A 25,944-nucleotide genomic window follows, 5' to 3' on the forward strand; every position below is an offset into this window, starting at 1 on the left:
TAGCGGCTTTTGCGCTATGTCCCATTGCAAAAACGTTATGCTTAGTTAGCATATCAGATTAGTCCTGATGCTCTTTTAAATAATCTTCAGTACGTTGCATCGCAGCTTGAATATTTTGAATGGCATGTTCAATATCGGCGATGGTTTTGGCATTACCACCACTCAGCGCCTGACGCCATTTACGTGCACCTGGTAGGTTTTGAAATAAGCCCAGAATATGACGGGTGATAATTGAAAGCGGTGCACCTTCGGCCACACGTTGATGAATATAAGGCATCATTTGCTGCATGATCTCAAAACGATCAACTGCTTCCAAATTCCAGAGCTGTCCCATTTCAGCCAATAGATACGGGTTATGGTAGGCTTCGCGACCAATCATCACGCCATCGACATGCTGTAAATGTTGCTGTGTTTCATCAAAGGTCTTGATGCCACCATTAATTTCAATGGTGAGATGCGGACGTTCTTGTTTGAGACGATAGACATCTTCATAACGTAATGGTGGAACTTCACGATTCTCTTTTGGCGATAAGCCCTGCAAGATGGCAATACGTGCATGTACAATAAAATGGGTACAACCTGTGGCAGCAACTGTATCGACAAAATGCAGCATCTCTTCATAAGAATGCATGTCATCAATCCCGATACGATGTTTTACCGTCACTGGAATCGAAACTGCTTTTTGCATACTGTGAATACATTCAGCCACCAGATTTGGCTCTGCCATGAGACATGCACCAATTTTATTATTCTGAACGCGATCACTTGGGCAGCCGACATTTAAATTGACTTCGTTATAACCCCAGTCTTCCGCCATTTTGGTACAGGTCGCCAACTCTTGTGGGTTGGAGCCGCCGAGTTGCAACACAATCGGCTGTTCTTGTTTGTTGAAATCGAGATGACGATTGGCACCGCCATAAATAATCGCACCTGTTGTGACCATCTCAGTATAGAGCACCACATTGGGATTAAAAAGACGGGCAAAGAAACGATAGTCCTTGGTTGTCCAATCCATCATCGGCGCAACGCTAATTCTGAAATCTTTAGTATTTTCAAGGGTGTCTGATTTAATCATTAAAAATCATCCATTTATGTTGATATTGATACTAAATTATTTGCAACCATTCACGCCTAATTCGCACCGTTTCGATTAGAATTTACGCCATTTTTACGCCATAATGGCGTAAATTTTTCTATGGCGTAAATTTTGTGGGTACTATAGCACAACGAAAACTCAAGGATGGAACAATCCGTTATCGTGCGGAGATCAGAATCAATAAAAAAGGATTTCCTGCATTTAAAGAAAGCCAGACATTTTCTACAAAGCGATTAGCTAGCATGTGGATCGGTAAACGTGAAGCAGAGATAGATGAAAATCCAGAGATTCTGTTTGGTCAGGAAAACTTAGTGGACTTAACCTTATATGATGCGATTACCAAGTATTTAGCAGAGGTTGGCGATCAATATGGGCGTACTAAAACATACTCGCTTAAATTAATTCAAAAGTTACCCATTGCCCAGAATAGGGTTACAGAAATAAGTTCAACTCATATCTCTAGTCACGTGTCTTTACGGAAAAAAGGAATTGATAAATTGAATTTACAGCCAATAGCCACCAGCACATTACAGCATGAGTTATTGCACATCAGGGGAGTATTAAGCCATGCTTCAATTATGTGGAATTTAAAAGTAGATTTACCAACATTTGATAAAACCACTGCCCAATTGAGAAAGACTCGTCAAATATCATCTAGTCAAAAAAGAGATAGGCTACCTACTTTTGATGAGCTTGAAAGACTTACAAAGTATTTTGTTAGAAAATGGAATCATTCATCTTACAGCTACCCTATGCACTTAATCATGTGGTTTGCAATTTTCTCTTGCAGACGGGAAGCAGAGATTACACGGATGCAACTGGATGACTATGATGAAACGAATAAATTATGGAAGATTCGGGATTTAAAAAATCCGAATGGCTCTAAAGGCAACCACAAAGAGTTTAGTGTCCATGCTGATTGTCAGCAAATAATTGATTTATTGCTTGATGGAGATGTCCGCAATCGGATGTTAAAACGAGGTTACGATGAAAACCTACTCGTGCCGTTAAGCCCAAGGACAATGGGGAGTGAATTTAGAAAGGCTTGCAAGTTGTTGGGGATAGATGACATACATTTTCATGATTTACGTCATGAGGGTTGTACACGTTTGGCCGAGAAAGGAATGACTATTCCACAAATCCAGCAAGTGAGCCTGCATGATTCGTGGAGTAGTCTGGAGCGGTATGTATCCGTAAAGGTCAGGAAAAATATTATGGATGTTGAACAAGTTTTAAAACTGTTCAATCAAGTTTGTTAAAATTATCAAATTGATCTTTATATCTTTCTTCAAGTACAAAAGCTAGGTCAATAATATCAACAAAGTATGGTGCTTTCTGACTTGTATCAAGCTTAAAACAGCAGAAAGGAAATTCTACATTCCGAGCTTTTTCAAGTCGCTTGGCTTTACTTAGGTGTGGATAATAGATATCACAGACTTGGTCGAGTGTTGGCATGGCAGTTCTAAACTGCATAAATAAGTAGTCTGAAGTCTTGATCGTTGCATTTTTCATAAGGTGTACCTTTAGTTTAAAAGATTAAATAAATGATTTTTATCAAGTTTATTGTGAATTTTTGACTAAACTGCCATCAATCGACTTGATGTGGATATTGTAAAAAAAACCAAAAAAAGGAAAATGTCGTTAAGTGGTACATCTTTGAGAGAATGCAGTGGTTCGAGTAACTGAGTGGAAGATTTCGGCATTTAATATTTTGGACTATATTTTCATACATGACCTAGCATCGATGTCTACTTTCTCTGATTTGAAGTATGAATTTTATCGCTATGTCGCTGATGAGATTGATACTATAAATTCACAGAGAGGATTTGCTGAGTATAGGGCTGAAGTATATAAGCATTATCTGTTGTGTGGGATTGAATTAAAATTAAATCAGGTGTTTGAGTCAAGATTTAAAAGAATTATGGGTGAGTTATTGCTTAGGGTAAAGAGCAGTGGTTTCCCAGTGTATACATATTTGCAAGATATTTTTAATATATGTGGACACTCCAATATTTCTTGTTTGGATGGAACGGTAAAATATAAATTATTGGCTCAATTTTTGTATTTTGATTTTGACTCAGCATCAATGTCATTTTTTAATAAATTGTTGGAACTTAAAATATTAAGTACTGGACGACTTAAAGAGGATAAGATGAGCCCTAAACATAAGGAGGAAATGAATAGAGTCTTTTTAAGGGTATTAATGTTTTGTGAGTTCGAGATATTAAAAAAGCAAATAATTCATAACTATAGCAATATGTTCATGAGATTCGATTTTAATGACTTCATGAATGGAAATGTTAGGATAATCAAAGATTTATTGGTTTTAATAAATAAAGAGATAAATCATGAGGAAATGATATTTCATGGTGATGTTAGGAATGTTTCTGCACTAGCTGGAGCTTTTTTCTTTATCGAGGGAAGTGCAAATAATATATATTACAATAAAAAGCAAGTTAATTATAGACCAGATTATAATATCTCAATTAGTGGTGCTTATGATTGTAGAAAAAAAGCTGTAATTAATTTAAATAATGAAGAGAAAAAGGTTTGTACAGAGTATGCAGGAAATAAAATGAAAGAATATGGTTACACATTTAATCAAAGAACATTTTATGATAATTCTGTTAGGCTGTATAGTCTTTATCAATTTATTAGAATTGTATTTGATAATGTCTCAATAGATAGAAAATGGCATTATAATTTTGTAGATCAACTTTATTATGATGATCGTTATCCAGAAATTTATAAAACAGGATTAAGACAAGCAATAGATGGCTTGCAAATGTACAAGCCAAAAAAAATGATTGAATAAAAATATATTATTTAGCTTGTTTGATACAAACACTCACCAGAAACGTCTTTGCATTCCTTAACATAATGCTCATTAATTAATCTTTCAATAACTTGTTCATGACTCATCTTCCATTTGAAAGCCAGGTTATGTAGAGCATCTAAGGTATTCTTCTGTAAAACATAATGGTGAGCCTTTTTCCCTTTATTTTTTTGACGGTATTTTTTCTGATACCAAGCATTTGATAGCCTATCTTTTAAAGCTACATAGATATCTTTATTCTCATCAAAGAGTGTGTCAAATATAATATTTACAGTGGTTTTATACTCGTCATCTGTTATAGGCGTGTATACTATACTATGGTACTTGTCATTATGATCATCCATATAGTTCTTTGCCCATCTGTAAAAATCAATCGTATCATTTTTCATGAAATGGATAAGGTGAATATTTATAAGCTGACTAAAGCCCTCCTCAATGATATTCAAGTCTAAAGTGCTTTTACTATAATCGTGATGACAAAAAATAATAAACAAAAATCTAAAAAAATAATTATTTATATCATTAATTATAATATCTCCACGTCTAAATTGTTTTTCATAATGGTTTAGTGCGAACGCTAACAATCTTGGGTTGGATTGATATTTTGATAGATCTCTACCACGATTATTTAAAAGAGATTTAAGTGTATAAATTTCTCTTAGATAATCATCTACATAATCCCAGTCTAGATTAGAGTAATATTCAAGGATAACTTTTCTAATCTCACTTAACTCCTTAATAGTATTTAATCTTTGGGTGAAATTACGCATTAAATTTCTATCTATTTTTTCTTGGAAATTTATAAAACTACCATATTCAATATCCATTTCCATGAGGAATAATGCAGGTACAAGATCACCCTCATCTAGTTGCTTGAGTGCTGATTTAAGCTGGTTAATTTCTTCAATGTTGCTCATTACTTCATCTCTTTACGAAAAACTTACTCTTAAATTTTAGATTTATTCGCTAGAGCTTCAAGTAACTTTTCCGCCTTGTTTCAGGCGTTTTCCCCTTATTTTTCCAAACGTTTTTTGTAGAGGGTATAGGTAGGTTGACGAGTACCACAAAATTGCAGGGGTATCAATCATTACTGACCTGAATCAAACGTTGTTGATCTAGCCAGTGATGCAATGATTCTACCAGTCGTTGATCTTTATATAAGTGTTGTCCACTAAACGACAGACAAAGCAATCATTAAAAATAGATCAATAATTTTCTTCATTATACTTTATTGACTTAATTTTTTTTCTATGGATGACAAAGGTTTAAAATATATATAATTTAGGCTCATGATGTCAAAGTTTTTATATATTTACCATCGGATAACTTTAACTTGATTTATCATGCTTTATTTAAAGGTTGACCATGCTAAAAGCCTTGATATTATTATGTTTGAATGGTGCTTTTAATATATTTTAATCTGATTTTTAATTATGTGTAATGACTTTGTTTATAAATATATAATCAACCTATTAAATTACTTATTAAAATAACTTAATTTAATAATATCTAATCTTAAATTTAATTATTAAAATAATTGTCACTTCATATAGTTCTAAACTATAGGTAAGTGATCATGAAGTTTGAAAATACATCATCAAGTGAAATCTGTGAAGCAAATCTATCCATTGAGATAGAGGATTTCATTAAATCGAGTTTACATGCAAAAAGACAGCCTCGATCTTTTTATAAAAACTTTTGTGAATTACTTCTTGATTTTGATCAAGTCTATAATCCCGATTTTAGTTATTCAAGTTTATTGCAGTTATTTTGTAATTTATTATATGAGTATCACCTTGATTTGGATTCACCAATAGATTTGTTGAGATGTTTAAAGCGTAGATCATTTGATGATTGGCAAAGATATTTCAATAAAATGAAAAGTGATCATTTAAATGAAAGGCGTCAACATCGTTACAATGAAAGTCTGAATGCTGAAAAACTGGATAGGCGATTAACAGAATTGACCGAAAGCTATAAGGCTCTATTGGTTGTAAGCATCGAGTTGAGTTACATCACCAATGTTAATATCCAAAGAGTACAAGACGATCTGGAGCATTTCCTTAGAAAAGTAAATCGTTCTAAATATGGAAATGATGTATTACTACTGGTATGGGCTTTAGAACAAGGTAGTAAGAGCAAAGGTTATCATTACCATGTTGTATTTATTCTTAATGAACGAAACCGTATAGAGGCATGGAAGATTGCGAATGATATGGGTGAATTATGGGAAGATATTACAGATGGGGATGGATGTTACTTTAATTGCCATGATCGTCGTTATTTAAAGCGATATGAAGAAAATGGAATGGTAGGGATTGGTATTATTTACAGTAACTTAAAGTACCAAGTGGATAGGATGCGTGCGGTTTTATTATATTTAGCCCGACCCAAGAAAGAACAATATCTCAGGATTAAAGCCACCAAGAAGATGAAGACCTTTGGTATGTCACAACGTTGATCCCAAAAAATCATAGATATATATCATTAACATGAAGATTGAATGTTTTCTTTTTCCCTTACATTCAAAAACACAGGCTTGCCGATTGGTAAGCCTTTTTCATTTAATGAGGATTATCTTATGAATATTACATGCCCATATTGCTATTCAGCCAATGTCAGCCGTGCAACTACACAGCCATCAGGCAATAACAGTTTTTCTTCGATGGCAGGTGCAGGGATTGGTGCAAGCCTTGCCAAAAGTTTGCCTACGCCATTTTCACCATTACTCGGTGGGCTGGCGGGTGCAGTGGTGGGTGGCTTGATTGATAGTCTGGTTCAACCCTCACAGCCACAGCAGCCTACCGCTTATTTCCACTGCAACAATTGCCAATGCAATTTCAACTAGGGATGGGAGGAAATCATCATGGCACATCAACTTGAACAAATGGCGTATGTCGGTGAAACCCCGTGGCATGGTCTGGGTAATCAACTCAGCCCACATCAACCGATTGAAGTCTGGGCGCAGCAGGCAGGCATGGACTGGCGGATTGAATCATCCGATGTCAGTTACATGGCAAAAAATGAACGTGGACAAAGCATCATCCTGCCTTATGAGGAACAGCGTGTCTTGTATCGTTCTGACACTCATGCACCTTTATCTGTGGTTAGCCAAAGATTTCAGGAAGTCCAGCCCAAAGAAATTCTGGAGTTCTATCGTGACCTCACTGAGCAATCAGGTTTTGAACTGGAAACAGCAGGTGTATTGAAAGGTGGTAAAAAGTTCTGGGCTTTGGCACGTACGGGACAAAGTACAGCCTTGAAAGGTAAGGATGTCAGTAATGGCTATATCTTACTGGCAACAGCATGTGATGGCACACTTGCCACGACAGCACAGTTCACTTCCATTCGGGTTGTATGTAACAACACCTTGGCGATTGCCTTACGCAATGGCAGTACCAGTGCAGGTGTGGTGAAAGTTCCACATAGCACTCGCTTTGATGCAGAAAAGGTCAAACAGCAACTGGGTATTTCCGTTCGTGCATGGGATGAGCATATGTATGAAATGAAGCAACTGAGTCAGCGTAAAGTCACCCAGCAGGAAGCGGCAGCCTATTTTGATGCGGTATTTAACAATACCAGTCTCAGCATTGCTGAACAGGATGACAGCATTATCCAGTTCTACCGCAATGTGGCAAATGAAGCCAATGCAGCCAATAAAACCGAACCGAATGGACGAGCCAAGTCGAAAGTCATGGATATGTTTAATGGTCAGGGACGAGGTGCAGAACTCAGTTCAGCCAAAGATACAGCCTATGGCTTGCTGTGTAGTATCACCGAGTTTGTTGATCACGAACGTCGAGCCATGAGTACCGATCACCGACTGGATTCAGCATGGTTTGGTACAGGTGCAGCCATGAAACAGCGAGGACTGGAACAGGCACTCAGAATGGTGGTCTAACCTGAATTGAATTTAGAACCAACTAGCCAAATTAGCCTAAGCAGTATACCGATTGCTTAAATGATCTGTTTCCCTCTACCCAAAAACTCCCTTTTTCCACATCGCCCTGATGTGGCTTTTTTTATGCCGCAATTTTAATTTTTACAGACATGGAGTATCTCATGAACCATATCGTTGAACCACAAAGCAGCAAATCCATACCACATTTACCGTTAGCTAAACCTAATCCTAGTCGTGCCAAACGCCTTGTTAAAACCAAAGGCATGAGCCGTGAACAATGGTTACAGGTACGCAAACAAGGCATTGGTAGCAGTGATGCAGCCGCAGCCTGTGGGCTTAATCCTCACATGAGCATGTTAGAGTTATGGATGATTAAAACAGGTCGGATGCAGAACCAGCCTGATCAACCGACCCAAAACAGTTATTCCCCCTTATATTGGGGTAATCAGCTTGAGCCTTTAATTGCCAACTATTACCAACACAAGACAGGTCATAAAGTGCGTAAGGTCAATGCGGTGCTACAGCATCCTGATCCTGACAAACACTTTATGTTAGCCAATCTGGACTATGCCGTTGTAGGCTGTGATGAAATACAGATATTGGAGTGTAAATCTGTCGGTGAATGGGGAACCAAACTCTGGCGTGATGGTGTGCCTTTATACGTGATTATTCAGGTGCAGCACCAACTGGCAGTCACAGGCAAACAGGCAGCGCATATCTGTGTCTTGATCTGTGGACATGAAGCCAAAATCTTTAAGGTTGAACGCAACGAGATCGTAATTAATCGTCTGATTGCTTCAGAAAAAATCTTCTGGTCATGTGTGGAAGACGATATGCCACCGCATGTCGATGCTAGTGAGTCAGCAGCTAAAGCTTTGCAACTCTTATACCCGCAGCATATACCTTTACAAACTGTGGATCTGTCTACTTTATCAGGAGTAGATCAACTTTTTACTGATCTACTGAATGAGGAGAAGCATCTAGCACACCATCAAACCAAATATGACTATCTAAAACATCGTATTCAGATATTAATGAAGGATGCCGAAAAAGCCATATTTAGTCAGGGCAGTGTGACATGGAAGAAATCGAAGGATAGTGTGGTGTTAGACCAGAAAGCATTACTCCAAGCACAGCCCGAATTATTACATCAGTATCCTCAAACCCGTATTGGTAGTCGCAGATTTAATATTCATTCAAGTTCTTAACCAGCTCTAGCCCTCCTCCTTAAACCTAAAAAATGCGCAAAGCCGCCCCACTTGCCCTCCCTCCAAATAACAGAGAAAGGGCGTTGGAGAAGCTTTGCGTAAATCTTTGATGCACTCAATCTCTTGTGACCGATGAATAAAGAGAGGTGATTGATCAGGCTGAAAAGAAATAGGTGAAGAGGTAGTGCTTTACAGTAAATATCGTGACTTCGTAAATATTTAACAAAATAAGGATTCATCTCATGATTACAGGTCTAGCAATTACACCACCCGTACTTGGGCGTATCAGCATTGGTAAAATTATAGAAAAGAATGGTAAACGTGTTCCTGAAAAGGATGACCAATTTACTATTACCAGCCAAATCCAAAACAAAGAGGGTTGGGTGAAACATCCACTGGATGAGCAACTCCGTGCCAAAGCACCGAATCAAAAACTCAGAATCATTCCAGTCCGTATGATTTTTAATGATCCTGAGCTTAATCTTAGAGCAGAGTACAGCTTATTTGATCGACAGACAGGACGTTTAATTTGTTCGGGTAATGGAGAAACCTGTCAGCGACTCGGACAAAATGGTATTGAACAACATCCATGTCCATCACCTGACTTATGTCCACTGGCACAAGGCGGACTCTGTAAACCCTATGGCAGACTCTACGTCAACTTAGATGAATCGGACGAGTTAGGGACATTTATCTTCAGAACAACGGGTTTTAATAGTATTCGGACGCTGGCAGCTCGTCTTCGTTATTATCATGCCGCTTCGGGCGACTTACTTTCATGTTTGCCTTTGCAATTGACGTTGAGAGGTAAGAGTACGACTCAAAGCTACCGTACTCCGATTTACTACGTGGACTTAACTTTACGGGATGGTACAAATCTGAAAGATGCTATTAGCTCAGCTAAGCAAATGGATGAACAGAGCAAGGCCGCAGGGTTTTATCAGGAGGCATTGGATTTCGTGGCACATCAGGGCTACGGCAAAGCCAGTTTTGAGGTGGGTGGAGAAGAGGGGCTGGATATAGTGGAGGAGTTTTATAATGATCAGCAAAATACGGTTGAGGTACAACCCAATATGGAATCAACGGTCTCAATTGCTCAAACTGCTAATGATATAAAACAGGGGCTTAGACAAAGTGTACGTGCAGTAAATTAGGTCTGAGTCATTGGTAGAAAAATACAGAACTCAGGTTTGTATTGAGAGAAAGCCCTCTCAATCACAAACTGGGAATAGGTTTGCTTTCGCAGAAGGTTGATGATTGGCTGGAGCCCAAGATTGCACGAAGATAAAATAGGGGAATCATGATTCCTTTGTTTTTGTTAAAATGGTAGAGGTTTTAGGTGGTTATTCACTTCATATCTTAGTGAAGTCCTTTAAGTCGATAGCCATAAAAAAATAAGAGAAAAATCTCTTATTTTTTTTTACAGTTTGGTCTTCTGTAACAACGTGAAATTTATGTTGGTTGATTACTTACCATGCACAAACTTCAAAATCACTACCGACCCAACATGCTTTTTGTTTTTGAGAGCGAGTAGCTTCACCCCACATAGAACCGCCACCCCCTAATCTAGTGGCTTGGACAACAGCTTGATCTTTACCTTCGACCATCACCATGAGCCCTTCGACTTTTACCTTTTTAGTGATGTTCGGATGGCTGATATAGAAGCTACCACCACCTTGAGGCTCAAAATTACATTTTCCTTTGTAACGTGTTTGACCACCTTCATCAATTTGACAGATCGCTTCTTTGGCTTTTGCTTGAGCAAGCATAGGGAAGCTAGATAACAGTCCAAAAGATAAGATGAGGCATAGATTTAATTTTTTCATTACTGTATTCACTCTGTATTTTATTTTGAAGAGAGTCTAAAAAAGAGCATGTTTCTATTTTTAGTAACACATTTGGTTAATAGCGGTTTCTTTCTTTTTTAGGTTTAATTGAATTAATTTTAAAAACACTTCTTTACGTCATATTTGACAGGTTCATTAACCCAACCAACACGGGTAATAAGCCCCATACCTTGAGTGTAAGTATCTTTACGGTATAGTGCCCATTCATCCACAGCATCTTGTGTTGTATCAGAAGACCAATAAAAACTACCATTATCAGGTCCAGCTTTTTTAACCGTATAACGAAGAGTACGTTCCTTTTTATCAATCCAGTGAGCCGCTAGACAGAAACCTTGTTTCAATGAACTACCCACTTTAAGAATAGGTTCATTCTTAAAAGCGCCTGTATTAGCTGCTAAATGAACATTTGTTATAAATGTGAATTCTGCTTTTCGTTCAGGAGCCTTGGCATATGGGGGTATTGAAAATAAATTACTACTTAGTTCTTGAAGCTTTGCATTTTTAAATTCGGCAGTGATTATTGCAGCCCCTTTTTGCCAAACCATTTTATTTCCTTTTGTAGAGCTTGGTTGCCCAAGTTTAACAGTTAAAGATTTTGGGGTTTCAAGATTTGGGACAATATACTCATCACCAATTTTAAAACTAGGTGTGGCTGCAAAAGTATGGGCTGTACAAATGGCGAAGAAACTAGCGATGATTAATTTTTTCATGAAAATTCCTTTATAAATTTTATTTTATTTTGGAGCTGCGCCAAAGGCATTGATCTGTGGTTCGCCATCCTGTGCATACCAGTAGATCAGCATTAAAATACCAATAATGGGAATAGCTCCAATTAAAAGCCACCATCCCGATCGACCAGTGTCATGGAGACGGCGGATAGATACAGCAATTGAGGGTAAAGTAATAATCAAAGCAAAGATGCTTGCAAACGTAAAAGAAAACATAGCAATGATTGTTAGTCCAATAAAAGCAATTAATTGGAAAAACCAAAACTCTTTACGTCTAGCACGTCCATCAAAATTGACAAAGTTCATAAAACATTTTTGATACCAATCCCACGGGTTATATTGTTCTTCTGTTTTATCGATTCTACCTTGATTCGATGATTGCTGTTTGATAGGCGGTTGCTGAGCCTTAGTTTGTGATTGAGCTGGTAGAGGTGTTGCGGATTGACTAACAAAATGGCTATCAAGTATTAGATAGATTCCTGTTGCTTTACCATCTTCTGTGTGATCGAAATCAACATCAGTACCACGTTGTGGAATACTTTGTTCTTTCCATTCACTGCCAGTAAATTGGTATCGTTTATTATCTTCTCCAGTAATAATGCCTGAATTGGTTTGGATGGAGAAATCTAGTATTTTACCTTTCATTATGTAACCCCCTCCCGTACAGATGCTTATTGCTGACAGGATATTAATTAAAATCAAAAACGTCCCTGAAAACTTAGGGTAAGTTCAGATTAAATGTGCTCGCAGGGCTAGCGAAATGGGGATGAGACTTGATGAAAAAGAAGAGATATAAATAGTCATGGTTGACTCCTTAGCTAGTTAAGAAATCCTGCCATATCACTGTCAAATGATGGTGGCAGAACGAGAGCGGGTTGACAGACTGATAGCTAAGAATCAGCACGCGCGAACGCGTCCCCCTCCCGTTCCACCATAGAGGTGCAAAGAGAAAGGTACGCACAAGAAACACATACCACATGTATCGTTGTGCGCTTAGCTAAACGGTCTGTCAAAACCGACTGACCATGTGGGTCAGCATGGAAAGGATAATCGGGAGGTGAGAGTTAGTCAATCTTTTGAATTATCCATGCGACCATTACAGTCAGTTATAAGGCGAAAAACCAATACGAACAAAACATCATCTTACCCTTTGAAGAACCGCGAATACTATATCGTTCATATACCTATGAACCCTTTTGGAAATCCCAATTTTTAAGTGGGTGGTGAAGAAGGGTTGGATATTGTTGAGGAATTTTACAATGATGAACTAACGCCAGAGCAATATCAGCAAAAGCATGTTCTGGATATTCAGAAAGGTTTGCAACAAAGTGTAAGGGTAGTGAATTAAAGGTAAACCTTAGCCCTACTGGATGGTACTAAGGTGTCTTAGATAAATTATTTACAGTATTTTTAGACAACACAGTTTGAACTTTAAACTTATTAAGTGTAATTAATTAGGGGATATAAATATATATTTCATTAATTTGCAACACAATTTTAACAAAATGAAATGTTGGAAAATCTTAATGTCCAAGACGTAAAACAAATTATTTTATATATGAGTAATCGATGACTTCATTGCATGCACTAAAAAATAGTAAGGAACATAATTTGGAAACTTATATCAATAGAGAGTTGTCATTATTAGAGTTTCACAAACGTGTGCTTGCACAAGCTAAAGACACTGAATATCCTTTGCTGGAACGTTTGAATTTCTTGACTATATTTTCTAGAAATTTAGATGAGTTCTTTGAAATTCGTGTCGCAAGTTTAATACAGCAAATGCATATTGCTGCAAATGCTACTGGGCCTGAAGGTATGCCCTTGTCTGATGTACTACAGAAAATTTCTAGAATTGTGCATGAAGCAGTTGAAGAACAATATAAAATACTGAATTTTACAATTCTCCCTCAATTACAAGGACATGGTGTTCACTATATTCAACATACAGATATCTTGGAAAAACATAAAGTGTGGATTAAAGATTATTTCTTTAATGAAGTACAGCCAGTTGTAACACCGATTAGCTTAGACCCAGCACACCCATTTCCACGATTAGTGAATAAAAGCTTAAATTTTATTGTCACTCTTGAAGGTAAGGATGCATTTGGACGAGAAATTGATTTGGCAATAGTTCCTGCGCCAAGATCATTGCCACGTTTATTGCGATTGCCAAGGCATATTTCAGGTAGCTCGGAACACTACATACTGTTATCTGCAATCATCCAAGAACATATTTCTGATTTGTTCCCTGGAATGAAGGCGACAGGCTGCTATCAATTTCGAGTGACTCGAAATGCAGATTTAACAGTTTCAGAAGATGTTGATGATTTAGCTATTGCCCTTAAAGGTGAGTTGTCTTCTAGACGTTTTGGGCGTGCGGTAAGATTAGAGGTTGATAAGAGTTGTCCAAAGGGTATAGCTGATTACCTATTAGAGCAATTTGAATTAGAAAAAGATCATTTATATTTTGTCGATGGACCTGTTAATTTGGCTTGTTTTATTTCTAATTTTGATTTACCTGAATTACGTTTCCCTTCATATCAACAGAAAATTCCCAAAGTTTTATATACAAAAAAACCTATTTTTGATGTGCTCAAAGCAGGCGATGTTCTATTACACCATCCATTCGATAGCTTTGCGCCAGTAATTAAATTACTTAGAGATGCAGCCTATGATCCTAGTGTATTAGCAATTAAACAGACATTATATAGAAGTGGTGCTGATTCTGAGATAGTACAAATCCTTGCTGAAGCCGCTAGGAGTGGCAAAGAAGTTACAGCTATCATTGAGTTAAGAGCACGTTTTGATGAAGAATCAAATATTGAAGTAGCCAATGTACTTCAAGAGGCTGGTGCAGTTGTTGTATATGGAATTGTAGGTTATAAAACACATGCAAAGATGATTTTGGTAGTACGTAGAGAACATGACAAGATAAAGCGTTATGTTCATCTGGGTACTGGTAATTATCACGCTACAAATGCCAAAATCTATACGGATTATGGCTTGTTAACCAGTGATGAGGACATTTGCGAAGACGTGCATAAAGTCTTTCAAGAGTTAACAGGTATGGGCAAAATGGCAAAATTAAAGAAGCTTTTCCATGCTCCTTTCACTTTACATAATCAGCTTATTGAGTTAATTCAACAAGAAATTGACAATAGTAAAGCTGGTAAAAAAGCTCAAATAATCATTAAAGTTAACGCTTTAACTGAGCCGCAATTGATTCATGCACTTTACCAAGCTTCTCAGGCAGGTGTTCAAATAGAATTAATTATTAGATCAATTTGTTGTTTAAGGCCACAAGTAAAAGGGCTTTCGGAAAATATTAAGGTACGTTCTATAGTTGGTCGATATCTAGAACATACACGTGTCTATTACTTTCATAATGATGGGGATACCAAGCTTTTTTGTGCAAGTGCAGATTGGATGGGGCGTAACCTATTTTCCCGAATTGAAACTTGTTTCCCAATTGAAGATAAAAAATTAAAAAAATTGATTTTAGATGATGGATTGAATAATTATCTTAAAGACAATCGTAGAGCTTGGGAGCTTCAGGCAGATGGTACTTGGATACAGTGTCATCCTAAACAGGGGCAGCACGTATATGTTGCTCAACAATATTTAATGGAAAGAAGTAACTAAGGAAATACTACAAATTAAGGGGAACTTGGTTCTTAAAAACCAAGTTCCCTAAGGCTTTATGACATCGTTGATAATTTCAATTACTCTAAATCGAGTTGAAAGTCATCTTTAGTGATCTTAATTTTGATTTTTTTGAATTTTCTCTTATTTGGATCTAAAGCAGAATCGGTTACCTCGTTAGAAAATTGTGAATTACGCATTAATTCATAATAAGCTTTATAACCCATCAATATTCTTTGAGGCTTTTCATCATATTTTTCCGAGTAAGCTTCAAGAAGGTGTAAAAGCTTTCCCAAAAGAGAATTATTTTCCATACTTCAACTATCATTTATGTAGTTAATACGAGAAATTAAGATAACGGAAAATTAATTTAAAAGAAAGTGTATTTTATTTTTTTAATAATAAAATTAATAGTTTATGTTTCAGTTGTGAGAGTGATAATTCACTATATTGAAATAATTTGTGAATATTATTAAATGTTAAATTTAAAAAAAATGAGTTGGGCACTTTTATCTTTAGAACCACAGGCTTTAATAGCATTCGTACTTTGGCAGCACGGCTTCGTTACTACCATGCAGCATCAGGTGGATTGTTGTCATGTCTACCGTTACAACTGACCCTAAGAGGTAAGTCCACCACGCAAAGTTATCGAACTCCTGTGTATTACGTAGATTTGACACTCAGGGAGGGAGTCAGCCTGCAACAAGCGATTCAGACAGCTAAAGAGATTGATCAACAAAGCAAAGCGATGGGTTTTAATCAAATAGCATTAGATCAAATGGCGAGACAATGCTTTGCCATAGCACGGTTTGAGGTGAATGCAGAGGAGGGCTTGGATTTAGTAGAGGAGTTTTATATGGATGAAAATCAAGAGACTAATATTGAACAAGCGCAGCCTTTAACAATGACGAGAGGTAAAGTAAAAGATAAGTCGAATCAAGGTGAGGATTTTGTGCAGGATATACAGAAAGGATTGCAGGGCAGTGTGAGGGTGGTGAACTGAGTTGCTTAGTTGTATTAGTTGAATAGCTAGTTTATTTAAGAAATCTAAGCTAATTAATCACTTTAAAGTAGGGAGTGTGAACTCCCTTATTTTTTTCTCTTCTCCAGATGTAGATTGCTTGCTATATTGAATTATCATCAAAAATTAATTTATAACAATGTTCTACACTAACCACCAAATAAAATATTTTGCATGGGAAATTACAAAAAAACGCTCGGCATCAGACGTTGATCGTTTGTCGCAGTCGTTGTTTGATGCTCAGGTCGATGTAAATCCTCACCAAATTGAAGCTGCACTTTTTGCTTTAAATAATCCTTTAAGTAAAGGTGTCATTCTTGCTGATGAAGTGGGATTAGGGAAAACAATCGAGGCAGCTTTGGTGCTATGTCAGTATTGGGCTGAAAGACGTCGAAATTTATTAATTATTTGTCCTGCATCTTTACGAAAGCAATGGGCACAAGAACTACAGGATAAATTTAACTTGCCTACACAAGTTTTAGATTTAAAAACTTGGAATATGGCACGTAAAGATGGTGTTTATGATCCATTTAAAAATGGCAAGATTTCTATAATTTCATATCCTTTTGCAAATCGAATGGAATATGCCTTGGCACAAATTCCATGGGATTTAGTTGTTATTGATGAAGCACATAAATTACGGAATGCTCATCGCTCAAGTAACAAAATTGGGAATAGTCTTAAACGCTCATTGATAGGCAAGAAAAAGTTGTTATTAACAGCGACACCGTTACAGAACACTTTAATGGAGCTTTATGGTTTAAGTACGATAATAGATGAGCACTTATTTGGGGATGAGAAAGCATTTCGTTCTAGATATGTGGTTGATGGTGATATTCAATCGTTAAAAAAAAGAATCCAACAATTTATGCAAAGGACTTTGCGTAAAGATGTTTTGGAATATGTTCCTTACACTGACCGCCATGCTTTAACCGTACCATTTACACCTACGGATGATGAGCAAAGTCTATACAACTCAATCAGTGAGTATTTGCAACGAGAAGTTAGTTATGCATTTCCACAACAACAAAAACATTTAATTTCAATTGTTTTAAGAAAACTTTTGGCATCCTCGACTCCTGCTGTAATTGCAACTTTAGAAGCTATTCAACAGCGACTGAAAAAATTGCTTGAACAGCAGAGTCTAGATGAAGATTGGCTCAGTAATTTTATTGTTGATGAGGATATGGATGAAGAGCTACTGGATGATTTTGATGAGGAAGCAGGTCATGGACAAATAGATGTTAGTTTAATTAAATCTGAAATAGCTGAAATTGAACGTTATATACAGCAGGCTTATAAAATTAAAGATGATAGTAAGACTTTTGCTTTACTTTCCGCGATTGAGCAAGGCTTTGCTCGCATGTTTGAAATGGGGGCGAAACGAAAGGCTGTTATTTTTACTGAATCAAAGCGTACTCAGGAATACTTGATCGCATTCTTGGAAGCACGAGGATACAACGGAAAAGTAATAGGATTTAATGGTAGTAATACATCTGCAACGAATACAGGTATTTATCAAAAGTGGTTGGGTAAATATTTAGGGACTCAACATGTTACAGGCTCACCAGCAATTGATCGACGCACGGCTTTAATCGATTTTTTTAAGAATGAGGCAGAAATACTAATTGCGACAGAAGCAGCAGCAGAAGGTGTGAATTTACAATTTTGCTCTTTGGTCATTAACTATGATTTACCATGGAATCCGCAACGTGTGGAACAACGAATAGGTCGTTGCCATCGTTATGGGCAGGAGTTTGATGTTGTTGTCGTTAATTTCTTAAATGAAAGGAATGAAGCCGATCAGCGAGTTTTAGAGTTACTTAAAGATAAATTTCAATTATTTGATGGTGTCTTTGGTGCCTCGAATGACATTTTAGGGACAGTTGAAAGTGGTATAAATTTTGAAAAACGGATTTCTGAAATTTATGATCAGTGTCGTAGTCCAGAAGAAATAGAACAAAGCTTTAAGCAATTAAGAGATGAGCTAGAAGAGCAAATCAACGTTAAAATGAAAAGGACGCAAGAGCTGTTACTTGAGCATTTTGATGCAGATATTCATGACTTGCTAAAAGTACAAAAAGAACGAGCTGAACTACAGCTAGATAAAATTAGTCGTTTGTTTTGGCTATCTACAAAATATATTCTTGGTAAATTTGCTAACTTTCACGACCAAGATTTAAGTTTTGACTTAACAAAATCTCCAATTTTGAATGCACCTTCAGGGAAATATCAGCTTATACGAAAAGGTGAGCGAATTCCTGAAAATACTTTTATCTATCGTTTGACTCATCCGCTTGGTGAATTTGTTTTAGATAATGCCAAAGGCTTACAAACACCAAAACAATTCATTCAGTTTGATTATAGCCAGTATGGTCAAAAGGTAACGCTACTAGAAGAGTTAAAAGGGCAAAAGGGTTGGCTATCTATTACGGTCTTGAGTTTGGATTCTTTTCAAGAAGAAGAACATATTGTGATCACAGCAATGACTGATGATGGTAGGGTTTTAGATGTAGATTTGTGTGAGCGTTTGCTTCAAGTCAATGCAACAGTATTGTCTGATGTGGTAGACACGATTCCCGACCTATTTCAGGCAAATATTGATAAGCAATATCAAGTTGCTTTAAATCATGCTTTGGAATTGAATGATGAGTTTTTCAGAAAGGAACGCGATAAGTTAGAGCAGTGGGCTGAGGATAGTTTGCTTGCTGTGGAGAAAATGCTTGAAGATATAAAGTTGAAAATATCCAGTCTTAAACGAGAATCTCGCAAAGCACCTGATATTGAAACTGAAAAACGACTACAGGAAGAAATACAAAAAGCTGAAAAAGAAAAACGACGCATGCGACAACAGGTTTTTGATGTTGAAGATGAGATAGCAGATAAGCGTGATGCAATGATTGATGCATTGGAGCAAAGACTACATCGCTCAAGTAAAGCCGAGAATTTATTTGTAGTGAGGTGGCAGTTGGTTTAATACCAATTGCTATTTTTTTCTACAATTTTTTTTTATATTTAAAGTAGTTTGAAGTATGCTTATTGGTTAATTTTGCCTAAGCAATTTTAACTCGCTTCACCAGAACCTATTTGTCATAAGGTTTTGAAAAATAGGAAATATTCATGAGTACTCAGTTTTCTGCACTTGTTTCTAAACTCAAAGAGATTTTTCAAATCAATCGTCCTGATTTAGATTTTGGAGTTTATCGTATTCTAAACGCACGCAGTACTGAAATTGCTGAATTTCTGGATAAGCGTTTAAAAACCAAAGTAGAACAATACCTTGGCGAAGCAAAATCAAGTCTTGATGAAAATGTTTTAAAAGAATTAGAAGCTGAGCTGAAAGCAGAATTTGGTAAACGTGCGTTTAATGAGCAAGGTGAGCTTATTGATCAGGAAGCAATTGAAAGCGCACTAGGTCAAAAATATATTGCTCTAACTCAAGCTGATGCACATGAAATGACAGATCAGTCACAAGTGTATAGTCATTTGCTCACGTTCTTTAGTCGTTATTACGATGATGGTGACTTTATTAGCCAACGTCGTTATAAGGGTGATACCTACGCTATTCCTTACTCTGGTGAGGAAGTGATGTTGCACTGGGCAAACAAAGACCAGTACTACACCAAGTCTGGTGAGATGTTTAGCAACTATCGTTTTAAACTGAATGATGAGCGTTCAGTTTTATTTCGTTTGGTGAGTGCAGACACAGCTCGTGAAAACCGTAAAGATAATGATAAAGACCGTCGTTTTATTATTGTGACAGAACCAAAGACCTTCACTCGTATAGATGAAGAAGGTGAAGAGTTTGAAGAAACGATTGTTCCATTTTCTATTCAAAATAACGAACTGACTATTCTTTTTGAATATGCAACTTTACCGAAAGGCTCAAAGCAAGAAGCCTTAAATACTGAATCACATAATAAAATTTTGGAAGCGGATGTTCTAACGGCTGATTGGTTAAATGATTTAGTACAACTTGCACCGACAGAAAAAGAACCAAAGCGTACAGTGTTGCAAAAGCACTTGAGTACATATACGCAAAAAAATACAGCAGATTATTTTATTCATAAAGACTTAGGAAAATTCCTACGTCATGAACTTGATTTTTATATTAAAAATGAAGTGATGCACTTAGATGATGTGGTGAGTACCGATCAATTTATTCAAATTGAACGTCAGCTCAGTATTATTAAATGTTTGCGCCAAATTGGTTTAGAGATTATTAGTTTCTTAGCTTCACTAGAAGATTTTCAGAAAAAGTTGTGGTTGAAGAAAAAGTTTGTCGTCAGTGCTGAATACTGCATTACTTTAGATCGTGTAGATGAGTCTTTATATAATGAAATTGCAGACAATACAGCACAGTGGCAACAATGGGAAGATTTAGGTTTTAAAGGTACAGATGCAGGGTGGGGAACTATTGCTTATTTAAAACAGCACCAAGCTTTGATGGTAGATACGAGTCTTTTTAGTAGTATTTTTAAAGCAAAATTATTGCAAAAAATTGATGCTTTAGATAATCAAATAGATGGTGTAATTTTTCATGGCGATAATTTTCAGACGTTAAACTTATTACAAAAAAAATATAAACAGAAATTAAAGCAAATTTATATAGATCCTCCATATAATACAAATTCTACTCCAATTTTGTATAAGAATGAGTATAAAAACTCATCTTGGGCAACTTTAATCGAAAATAGAATTCAATTAGGTAAAAATTTACTTAATGAAGATAGCGTGCAGACAGTTGCCATTGATGACTCTGAAGTTACAAATTTATCAATTATTTTGAAGAACAATTTCACTGATTATCGGTTTTCAAAGGTCACGGTGATCCACAACCCAAAAGGATCTATAACAAAAGATTTTAATAGAGTGCATGAGTATGCAATTTTTTTAACGAAAGATAATAAAAAATCGCATATTGCAAGAACACTTGAAAAAAATAAAACTCCTAGGAAAATGAGACGATGGGGAGAGAACTCTTTAAGAATAGACAGACCTTTATCTTTCTATCCGATTTATTTAGATTTAAATGGAAATATTACAAGAATAGGTGATGTGCCTTCTGAAGACTTCCATCCTCTATCCAAGAATATAACTATGGGTAATGAAATAGAAATTTGGCCTATTGATCAGGATGGAAATGAAAGACGTTGGAACTTTGGTTTGGATTCAATAACTACACATTTAGATCGTATTACTGCACTCAAAATAGATGGAGAATGGGATTTATTTGTAACCCATGAACAGACTGTTCCGAAAACAGTTTGGCAGGGAGGAGAGTTTGATGCAGGTAAATATGGGAACTCTCTACTTATAGATTTATTTGGAAGTAAATCATTTGATTTCCCTAAGTCAATAAACTTAGTAAAAAAATGTATTTCCTTAGTGTGTGTTGGTAACCAGGATACGGTTTTAGATTTTTTTGCTGGTTCAGGTACGACTGCACATGCAACAATTGATTTAAATCGTGAAGATCAAGTTGGTCGAAATTATATCCTTATAGAACAAGGTGAATACTTTGATACTGTAATTAAGCCACGTATTCAAAAAGTAGTGTATTCAGCATACTGGAGAGATGGTAAACCAACCAATCCTGAGTCTGGTATTAGCCACTGTCTAAAAGTGATGAAACTCGAAAGTTATGAAGATACGCTCAATAACTTAGAATTGGTGCGTAAAGGTGCTCAACAGACACTTTTAGCCGAGCAACAAAATTCAACCAAGCCTGATGATCAAAATGCCTATAGTGACTATCTCATGCACTATATGCTTGAGCTAGAAAGCAAAGATTCATTGCTGAACGTTAAAGACTTCCTAAAGCCATTTAGCTATCAAATGAATATTACAACAGATAGCGCAGGTGCGTTCGAACGTAAAAATATTGATTTGGTTGAAACTTTTAATTATCTCATTGGGCTGAATGTTCAAGAAGTAGATTATCAGTTAGACAAAGGCTATGTACAAATCACAGGTAAATTGCGTACAGGTGAATACACAACTGTTCTATGGCGTGACTGTGAAAAGATTGGCTATGCAGAACTCGATCAATTACTGGCAAAACTTAAAATTAATCCAAACGATGGTGAGTACCAGTTGATTTATATCAATGGTGATCACAATGTGGCAAGCAAATACACCACCAAAGAGGGTGAGGAAAAACAGCTCAAAGTTCGTTCGATTGAACAAACCTTCTTAAAAAATATGTTTGAGGAGTAATGCACTGTGGCAAAAGCTCCTAAAGCTAAAACGAAAGTGGTTACTGTTAATTTCCACGAGCAATTAATTTTAAATAAATGGTTGTGGTCGAAATTTAATCCAAATCGCTTGGAAGGCATGAAACAACAGCTTGATCATCCACAATTTGAGGGAATCGAGCATGAAGGTGATAATGCAGGACAAACGAAATTCTTTAGTGTGATCAGCAATACTTTGTTTAACAAACAAGTTGTTGATATCGATGTGCTACGTCGCTATGACTTAAACATTGTGAAGCACTGGCAAAAGATCACTGAAAAACGTAATGAAATAGAAGGGCATGTTTTAAATCTAAAATATTTCCAATACCTTTCATTGCTGTTTACAGAACTGTATTTAGATCAATATTTTAATCATCAAGCGGACATGCTCAATGAGCTGAATGTTGAGCTTGAACAATATAACCATGATCAGAAAAGTGATGCAGAGCAATTTCAGCAGTATTTACCTGATGACCTAAATAAAATCGGCTATTGGAATGCGACGGGCAGTGGTAAAACATTGCTTATGCATGTCAATATTTTGCAGTATTTAGACTATTTCCAACATCAAAATGGCGGCAGCACTTACCCAGACCAAATCATTTTACTTACACCGAATGAAGGTTTGAGTGAACAGCATTTACAAGAGCTGACAGACTCTGGTTTTCAAGCAACTTTATTTGATAAGCAAAAGAGTCGTAATAGCTTGTATCGAGATGAAATTCAAATCATCGATATGAATAAGCTGAGTGATACGGATGGTGATAAAACCGTTGCGACAATGAGCTTGGAAGGTAGAAACCTTGTTCTGATCGACGAAGGGCACCGTGGTACGAGTAGTAGCGCAGGTGCTTGGATGGAGCGTCGTGATATTCTTACTAAAGATGGTTTTAGTTTTGAATATTCGGCTACCTTTGGTCAAGCTGTAAGTAAGGCAGACAACGTTTATAAACGCTTTGAAGATGCAAAAAAACAAAAAGCCAAAATGCTATATGGATCGACAGCGATTGGTAAGCTGACAGAAGAACAGCAAAAAAATATTCAGTTGGATGATTTAGATCAGCAAAAATACCGTCGTGAAGCGCTTAGAGAGGTCTATGCTAAAAGTATTTTGTTCGATTATTCGTACAAATATTTCTATGCGGATGGTTATGGCAAAGAAGTTAATATCCTTAACATGAAGGAATATCACGAGGATGATGAGCGTAATCTTTATCTTACAGCTTGTTTACTATCGTTCTATCAACAGCAATATCTATTTAAAAAGAATCAGGCAAAGCTAGCAAAATTTAATATTGAAAAGCCACTGTGGGTATTTGTCGGAAATAAAGTCAATGATGATGACTCTGACATTTTAGCCATTGTGAAATTCTTGGCGGATTTCTTAGATGCTTCTCGTAAGAGTAAGGTGATCAGTTGGCTGCATGACTTAATTACTAATACATCTCGTTTGGTTGATCCTAAAGGAAACAATATTTTTGCCAATCGTTTTGCACCTTTATACGGTCAAAATGCAACTGAGCTTTACCAAGATATTTTAAAAAGTTTTTTCAATGCGACAACCAATCAACGTTTGAACGTAGTACGCATTACAGCGAATAAAGGTGAGTTACGTTTACAGGTCGGAGAAAATACTCCTTTTGCAGTGATTAACGTGGGTGATGAAAAAGGCCTATACGATAATTGTGATAACTCAAGTCAAACGCATTACATCAATGCACGTACCGATGATTTTGCAGAGTCATTATTTCCTACATTAAATAATGATGATAGTGAAACACATCTTCTAATCGGTTCACGTAAATTTACCGAAGGTTGGAGTAGTTGGCGTGTCTCGACCATGGGCTTGTTGAACATGGGTTCAGGTGAAGGTGCTCAGATTATTCAGCTCTTTGGTCGTGGCGTACGTTTAAAAGGTGAGAACTTCTCTTTAAAACGAACACCAAGAGAAATTTATAGTAAGGCTGAATATAAAGGTCTGCATTTAGATTTGATGCAAACTATTAATATTTTTGGTTTACGTGCTGACTACATGGAAAAATTCCGCGATTATCTAAATGATGAAGGCATTATCCTGAATCAGGATTTAGTCACATTGGATTTTCCAACCAATAAAATTCAAGCGCCTCGCTTAAAAACACTGACCTTAAAAGATGGCTACAAAGATAATCAAGCTAATGGTTTTAAGGCTCAGTTAAAGCTTTCGATGTTTAAGATTCCAAAACAATACGAAGGTAAAATCAAAAAACCTTTTGTTGTTTTGGATTTGTATCCTCGCTTGCAAGCCTTTCATACCGATAAGTCAAAGCGTCAAACAGATGTTAAAGACAAGCGTCAAGAGCATGAGATTTCACCAAAAATCATGTGTATGTTTGATTTTGATGAAATTTACTTGCAACTTCAGCAATATAAGTTCCAACGAGGATATAGCAACTTACAGTTGAACGTTGATGATTTACAGGAGTTTTGCTTAAGAGATATTAAGACCTCTACAGAAGACTGGTACAAGCTTTTAGTTGACTCATCTGAATTAACCAATGACGTGAGTGGAATTAAGAAACAGCAAGCGATATTAACTGAGTTGTTACAGTCCTATATGGATAAGTTCTATCATGCGATTAAGAATGCCTATGAAGGGCAGTTTTATGCAGTGACAGAATTTAGCTTAGATGATAAGGATTTGCCTGTACAGATTTGTGAGCAATATACCCTTACTGCTAAAGACGGTCAAAATAACGAGGCACAAGAAGTATTTGATCGTTTGGAAACACTGAAAGATTTGGTTGCCAAAGGTGATGTAGAAAAATTAGCACCTTGGAAAGAAGATGGTAGCTTTAGAGCGATTACGTTTGATCGTCATTTGTTCTATCCGTTGTTGGATAAGAAGGATGAAAGCTTACCATTTACATGGTCACCAATGCTATTTGACTACACTAGTCATACCCAAAGTAGTGAAGTGAAGTTTGTTCTAGATTTGCAAAGTTATATTAATACTCCAGCTGCTGCTGAATTACTCAAGGATTATGAACTTTACTTATTACGAAATGCAGATAATAAATATCGTGGATTAGGTTTTGCTTTGGCAGGTAACTTTTATCCAGACTTTTTATTATGGTTAGTGAATAAGGAGACAGGACAACAATATTTAACTTTGGTAGATCCAAAAGGCATTCGAAACATGAATCACGATGATGCCAAAATTGAGTTCTATAAAGAGATAAAAAGTATTGAGGCAAAACTCGATCATTCTGACTTGATTTTGAATAGCTTTATTTTGTCTATTACCCCAATGAAAGATATTCTGAATAACTCTCTTTCTGAAGAAGAGTTTGCTGAAAAGAATGTCTTATTTATGGTGGGTAATGGTACAGCTTATCTTGGGCAAATGTTGAAGAAAATTTTTGTTCAATAAAGTATGGGATA

Annotated in this window: 18 protein-coding genes and 1 pseudogene; 12 read left to right on the plus strand and 7 right to left on the minus strand. The window is 36.5% G+C overall.

Going from position 1 to position 25,944, the window contains the following annotated elements:
• Positions 1 to 58: 58 nt before the first annotated feature.
• The gene (gene dusA / locus MN869_RS15560; protein WP_243308593.1) at positions 59 to 1,075 is read right to left on the minus strand and encodes a tRNA dihydrouridine(20/20a) synthase DusA; all 1,017 of its coding nucleotides are present in this window, start codon (positions 1,073 to 1,075) and stop codon (positions 59 to 61) included.
• Between the two features lie 134 nt (positions 1,076 to 1,209).
• Here dusA and MN869_RS15565 point away from each other — a divergent pair, with 134 nt between their 5' ends.
• A complete protein-coding gene (locus MN869_RS15565) occupies positions 1,210 to 2,355 on the plus strand; it encodes a tyrosine-type recombinase/integrase (protein ID WP_241288777.1) in 1,146 nt (381 codons plus the stop codon).
• On the opposite strand, the gene MN869_RS15570 is transcribed toward MN869_RS15565, so the two are convergent.
• On the minus strand, positions 2,339 to 2,608 hold the full coding sequence (locus MN869_RS15570; protein WP_161419670.1) for a pyocin activator PrtN family protein: 270 nt from the start codon (positions 2,606 to 2,608) through the stop codon (positions 2,339 to 2,341). The genes MN869_RS15565 and MN869_RS15570 overlap by 17 nt on opposite strands.
• 232 nt (positions 2,609 to 2,840) lie before the next feature.
• Here MN869_RS15570 and MN869_RS15575 point away from each other — a divergent pair, with 232 nt between their 5' ends.
• The gene (locus MN869_RS15575) at positions 2,841 to 3,911 is read left to right on the plus strand and encodes a hypothetical protein (RefSeq protein WP_241288779.1); all 1,071 of its coding nucleotides are present in this window, start codon (positions 2,841 to 2,843) and stop codon (positions 3,909 to 3,911) included.
• Positions 3,912 to 3,922: 11 nt separating this feature from the next.
• Here the strand turns inward: MN869_RS15575 and MN869_RS15580 are convergent, their stop codons facing one another.
• The gene (locus MN869_RS15580) at positions 3,923 to 4,849 is read right to left on the minus strand and encodes a hypothetical protein (RefSeq protein WP_241288780.1); all 927 of its coding nucleotides are present in this window, start codon (positions 4,847 to 4,849) and stop codon (positions 3,923 to 3,925) included.
• Positions 4,850 to 5,508: 659 nt separating this feature from the next.
• Here MN869_RS15580 and MN869_RS15585 point away from each other — a divergent pair.
• From MN869_RS15585 to MN869_RS15605, 5 genes are all read left to right on the plus strand, one after another.
• Positions 5,509 to 6,393, plus strand: a complete 885-nt coding sequence (locus MN869_RS15585; RefSeq protein ID WP_241288783.1) for an inovirus-type Gp2 protein — start codon at positions 5,509 to 5,511, stop codon at positions 6,391 to 6,393.
• A gap of 120 nt (positions 6,394 to 6,513) precedes the next feature.
• A complete protein-coding gene (locus MN869_RS15590; protein WP_033133445.1) occupies positions 6,514 to 6,780 on the plus strand; it encodes a hypothetical protein in 267 nt (88 codons plus the stop codon).
• A gap of 18 nt (positions 6,781 to 6,798) precedes the next feature.
• Positions 6,799 to 7,833 (plus strand): DUF932 domain-containing protein, encoded by a 1,035-nt coding sequence (locus tag MN869_RS15595; protein WP_241288785.1) that lies wholly within the window; start codon positions 6,799 to 6,801, stop codon positions 7,831 to 7,833.
• A gap of 161 nt (positions 7,834 to 7,994) precedes the next feature.
• The gene (locus tag MN869_RS15600) at positions 7,995 to 9,041 is read left to right on the plus strand and encodes a lambda-exonuclease family protein (protein ID WP_151723388.1); all 1,047 of its coding nucleotides are present in this window, start codon (positions 7,995 to 7,997) and stop codon (positions 9,039 to 9,041) included.
• A 242-nt stretch (positions 9,042 to 9,283) separates the two neighbouring features.
• Positions 9,284 to 10,195 (plus strand): hydrolase or metal-binding protein, encoded by a 912-nt coding sequence (locus MN869_RS15605; protein ID WP_241288787.1) that lies wholly within the window; start codon positions 9,284 to 9,286, stop codon positions 10,193 to 10,195.
• A 315-nt stretch (positions 10,196 to 10,510) separates the two neighbouring features.
• Here MN869_RS15605 and MN869_RS15610 read toward each other — a convergent pair whose 3' ends face one another.
• From MN869_RS15610 to MN869_RS15620, 3 genes are all read right to left on the minus strand, one after another.
• Entirely contained in the window at positions 10,511 to 10,867 is a 357-nt protein-coding gene (locus MN869_RS15610; RefSeq protein ID WP_241288789.1) for a hypothetical protein, read from the minus strand.
• Positions 10,868 to 10,986: 119 nt separating this feature from the next.
• Positions 10,987 to 11,598, minus strand: coding sequence for a hypothetical protein (locus MN869_RS15615; RefSeq protein ID WP_151812966.1), 612 nt, complete (start codon positions 11,596 to 11,598; stop codon positions 10,987 to 10,989).
• Between the two features lie 24 nt (positions 11,599 to 11,622).
• Positions 11,623 to 12,261 (minus strand): DUF805 domain-containing protein, encoded by a 639-nt coding sequence (locus MN869_RS15620; protein WP_241288792.1) that lies wholly within the window; start codon positions 12,259 to 12,261, stop codon positions 11,623 to 11,625.
• Between the two features lie 924 nt (positions 12,262 to 13,185).
• Between MN869_RS15620 and ppk1 the strand changes: the two genes are divergently transcribed.
• Complete coding sequence (ppk1, locus tag MN869_RS15625; RefSeq protein WP_004914893.1) at positions 13,186 to 15,261, plus strand: polyphosphate kinase 1; 2,076 nt, start codon at positions 13,186 to 13,188, stop codon at positions 15,259 to 15,261.
• Between the two features lie 80 nt (positions 15,262 to 15,341).
• Here ppk1 and MN869_RS15630 read toward each other — a convergent pair whose 3' ends face one another.
• On the minus strand, positions 15,342 to 15,575 hold the full coding sequence (locus MN869_RS15630) for a hypothetical protein (RefSeq protein WP_241288793.1): 234 nt from the start codon (positions 15,573 to 15,575) through the stop codon (positions 15,342 to 15,344).
• A gap of 179 nt (positions 15,576 to 15,754) precedes the next feature.
• Between MN869_RS15630 and MN869_RS15635 the strand changes: the two are divergent.
• The 4 genes and pseudogenes from MN869_RS15635 to MN869_RS15650 form a co-directional block, all read left to right on the plus strand.
• Positions 15,755 to 16,264, plus strand: a pseudogene (locus MN869_RS15635) (hydrolase or metal-binding protein); the annotation flags it as partial.
• A gap of 157 nt (positions 16,265 to 16,421) precedes the next feature.
• A complete protein-coding gene (locus MN869_RS15640) occupies positions 16,422 to 19,259 on the plus strand; it encodes an SNF2-related protein (protein WP_241288795.1) in 2,838 nt (945 codons plus the stop codon).
• Positions 19,260 to 19,402: 143 nt separating this feature from the next.
• On the plus strand, positions 19,403 to 22,501 hold the full coding sequence (locus MN869_RS15645) for a DNA methyltransferase (RefSeq protein WP_241288796.1): 3,099 nt from the start codon (positions 19,403 to 19,405) through the stop codon (positions 22,499 to 22,501).
• Positions 22,502 to 22,507: 6 nt separating this feature from the next.
• Positions 22,508 to 25,933: a DEAD/DEAH box helicase family protein gene (locus MN869_RS15650; protein WP_241288798.1), complete on the plus strand. Its 3,426-nt coding sequence runs from the start codon at positions 22,508 to 22,510 to the stop codon at positions 25,931 to 25,933.
• Positions 25,934 to 25,944: the final 11 nt, after the last annotated feature.

The sequence above is a fragment of the Acinetobacter sp. NIPH1876 genome (genome assembly GCF_022808535.1).
Lineage (GTDB): Bacteria > Pseudomonadota > Gammaproteobacteria > Pseudomonadales > Moraxellaceae > Acinetobacter > Acinetobacter higginsii.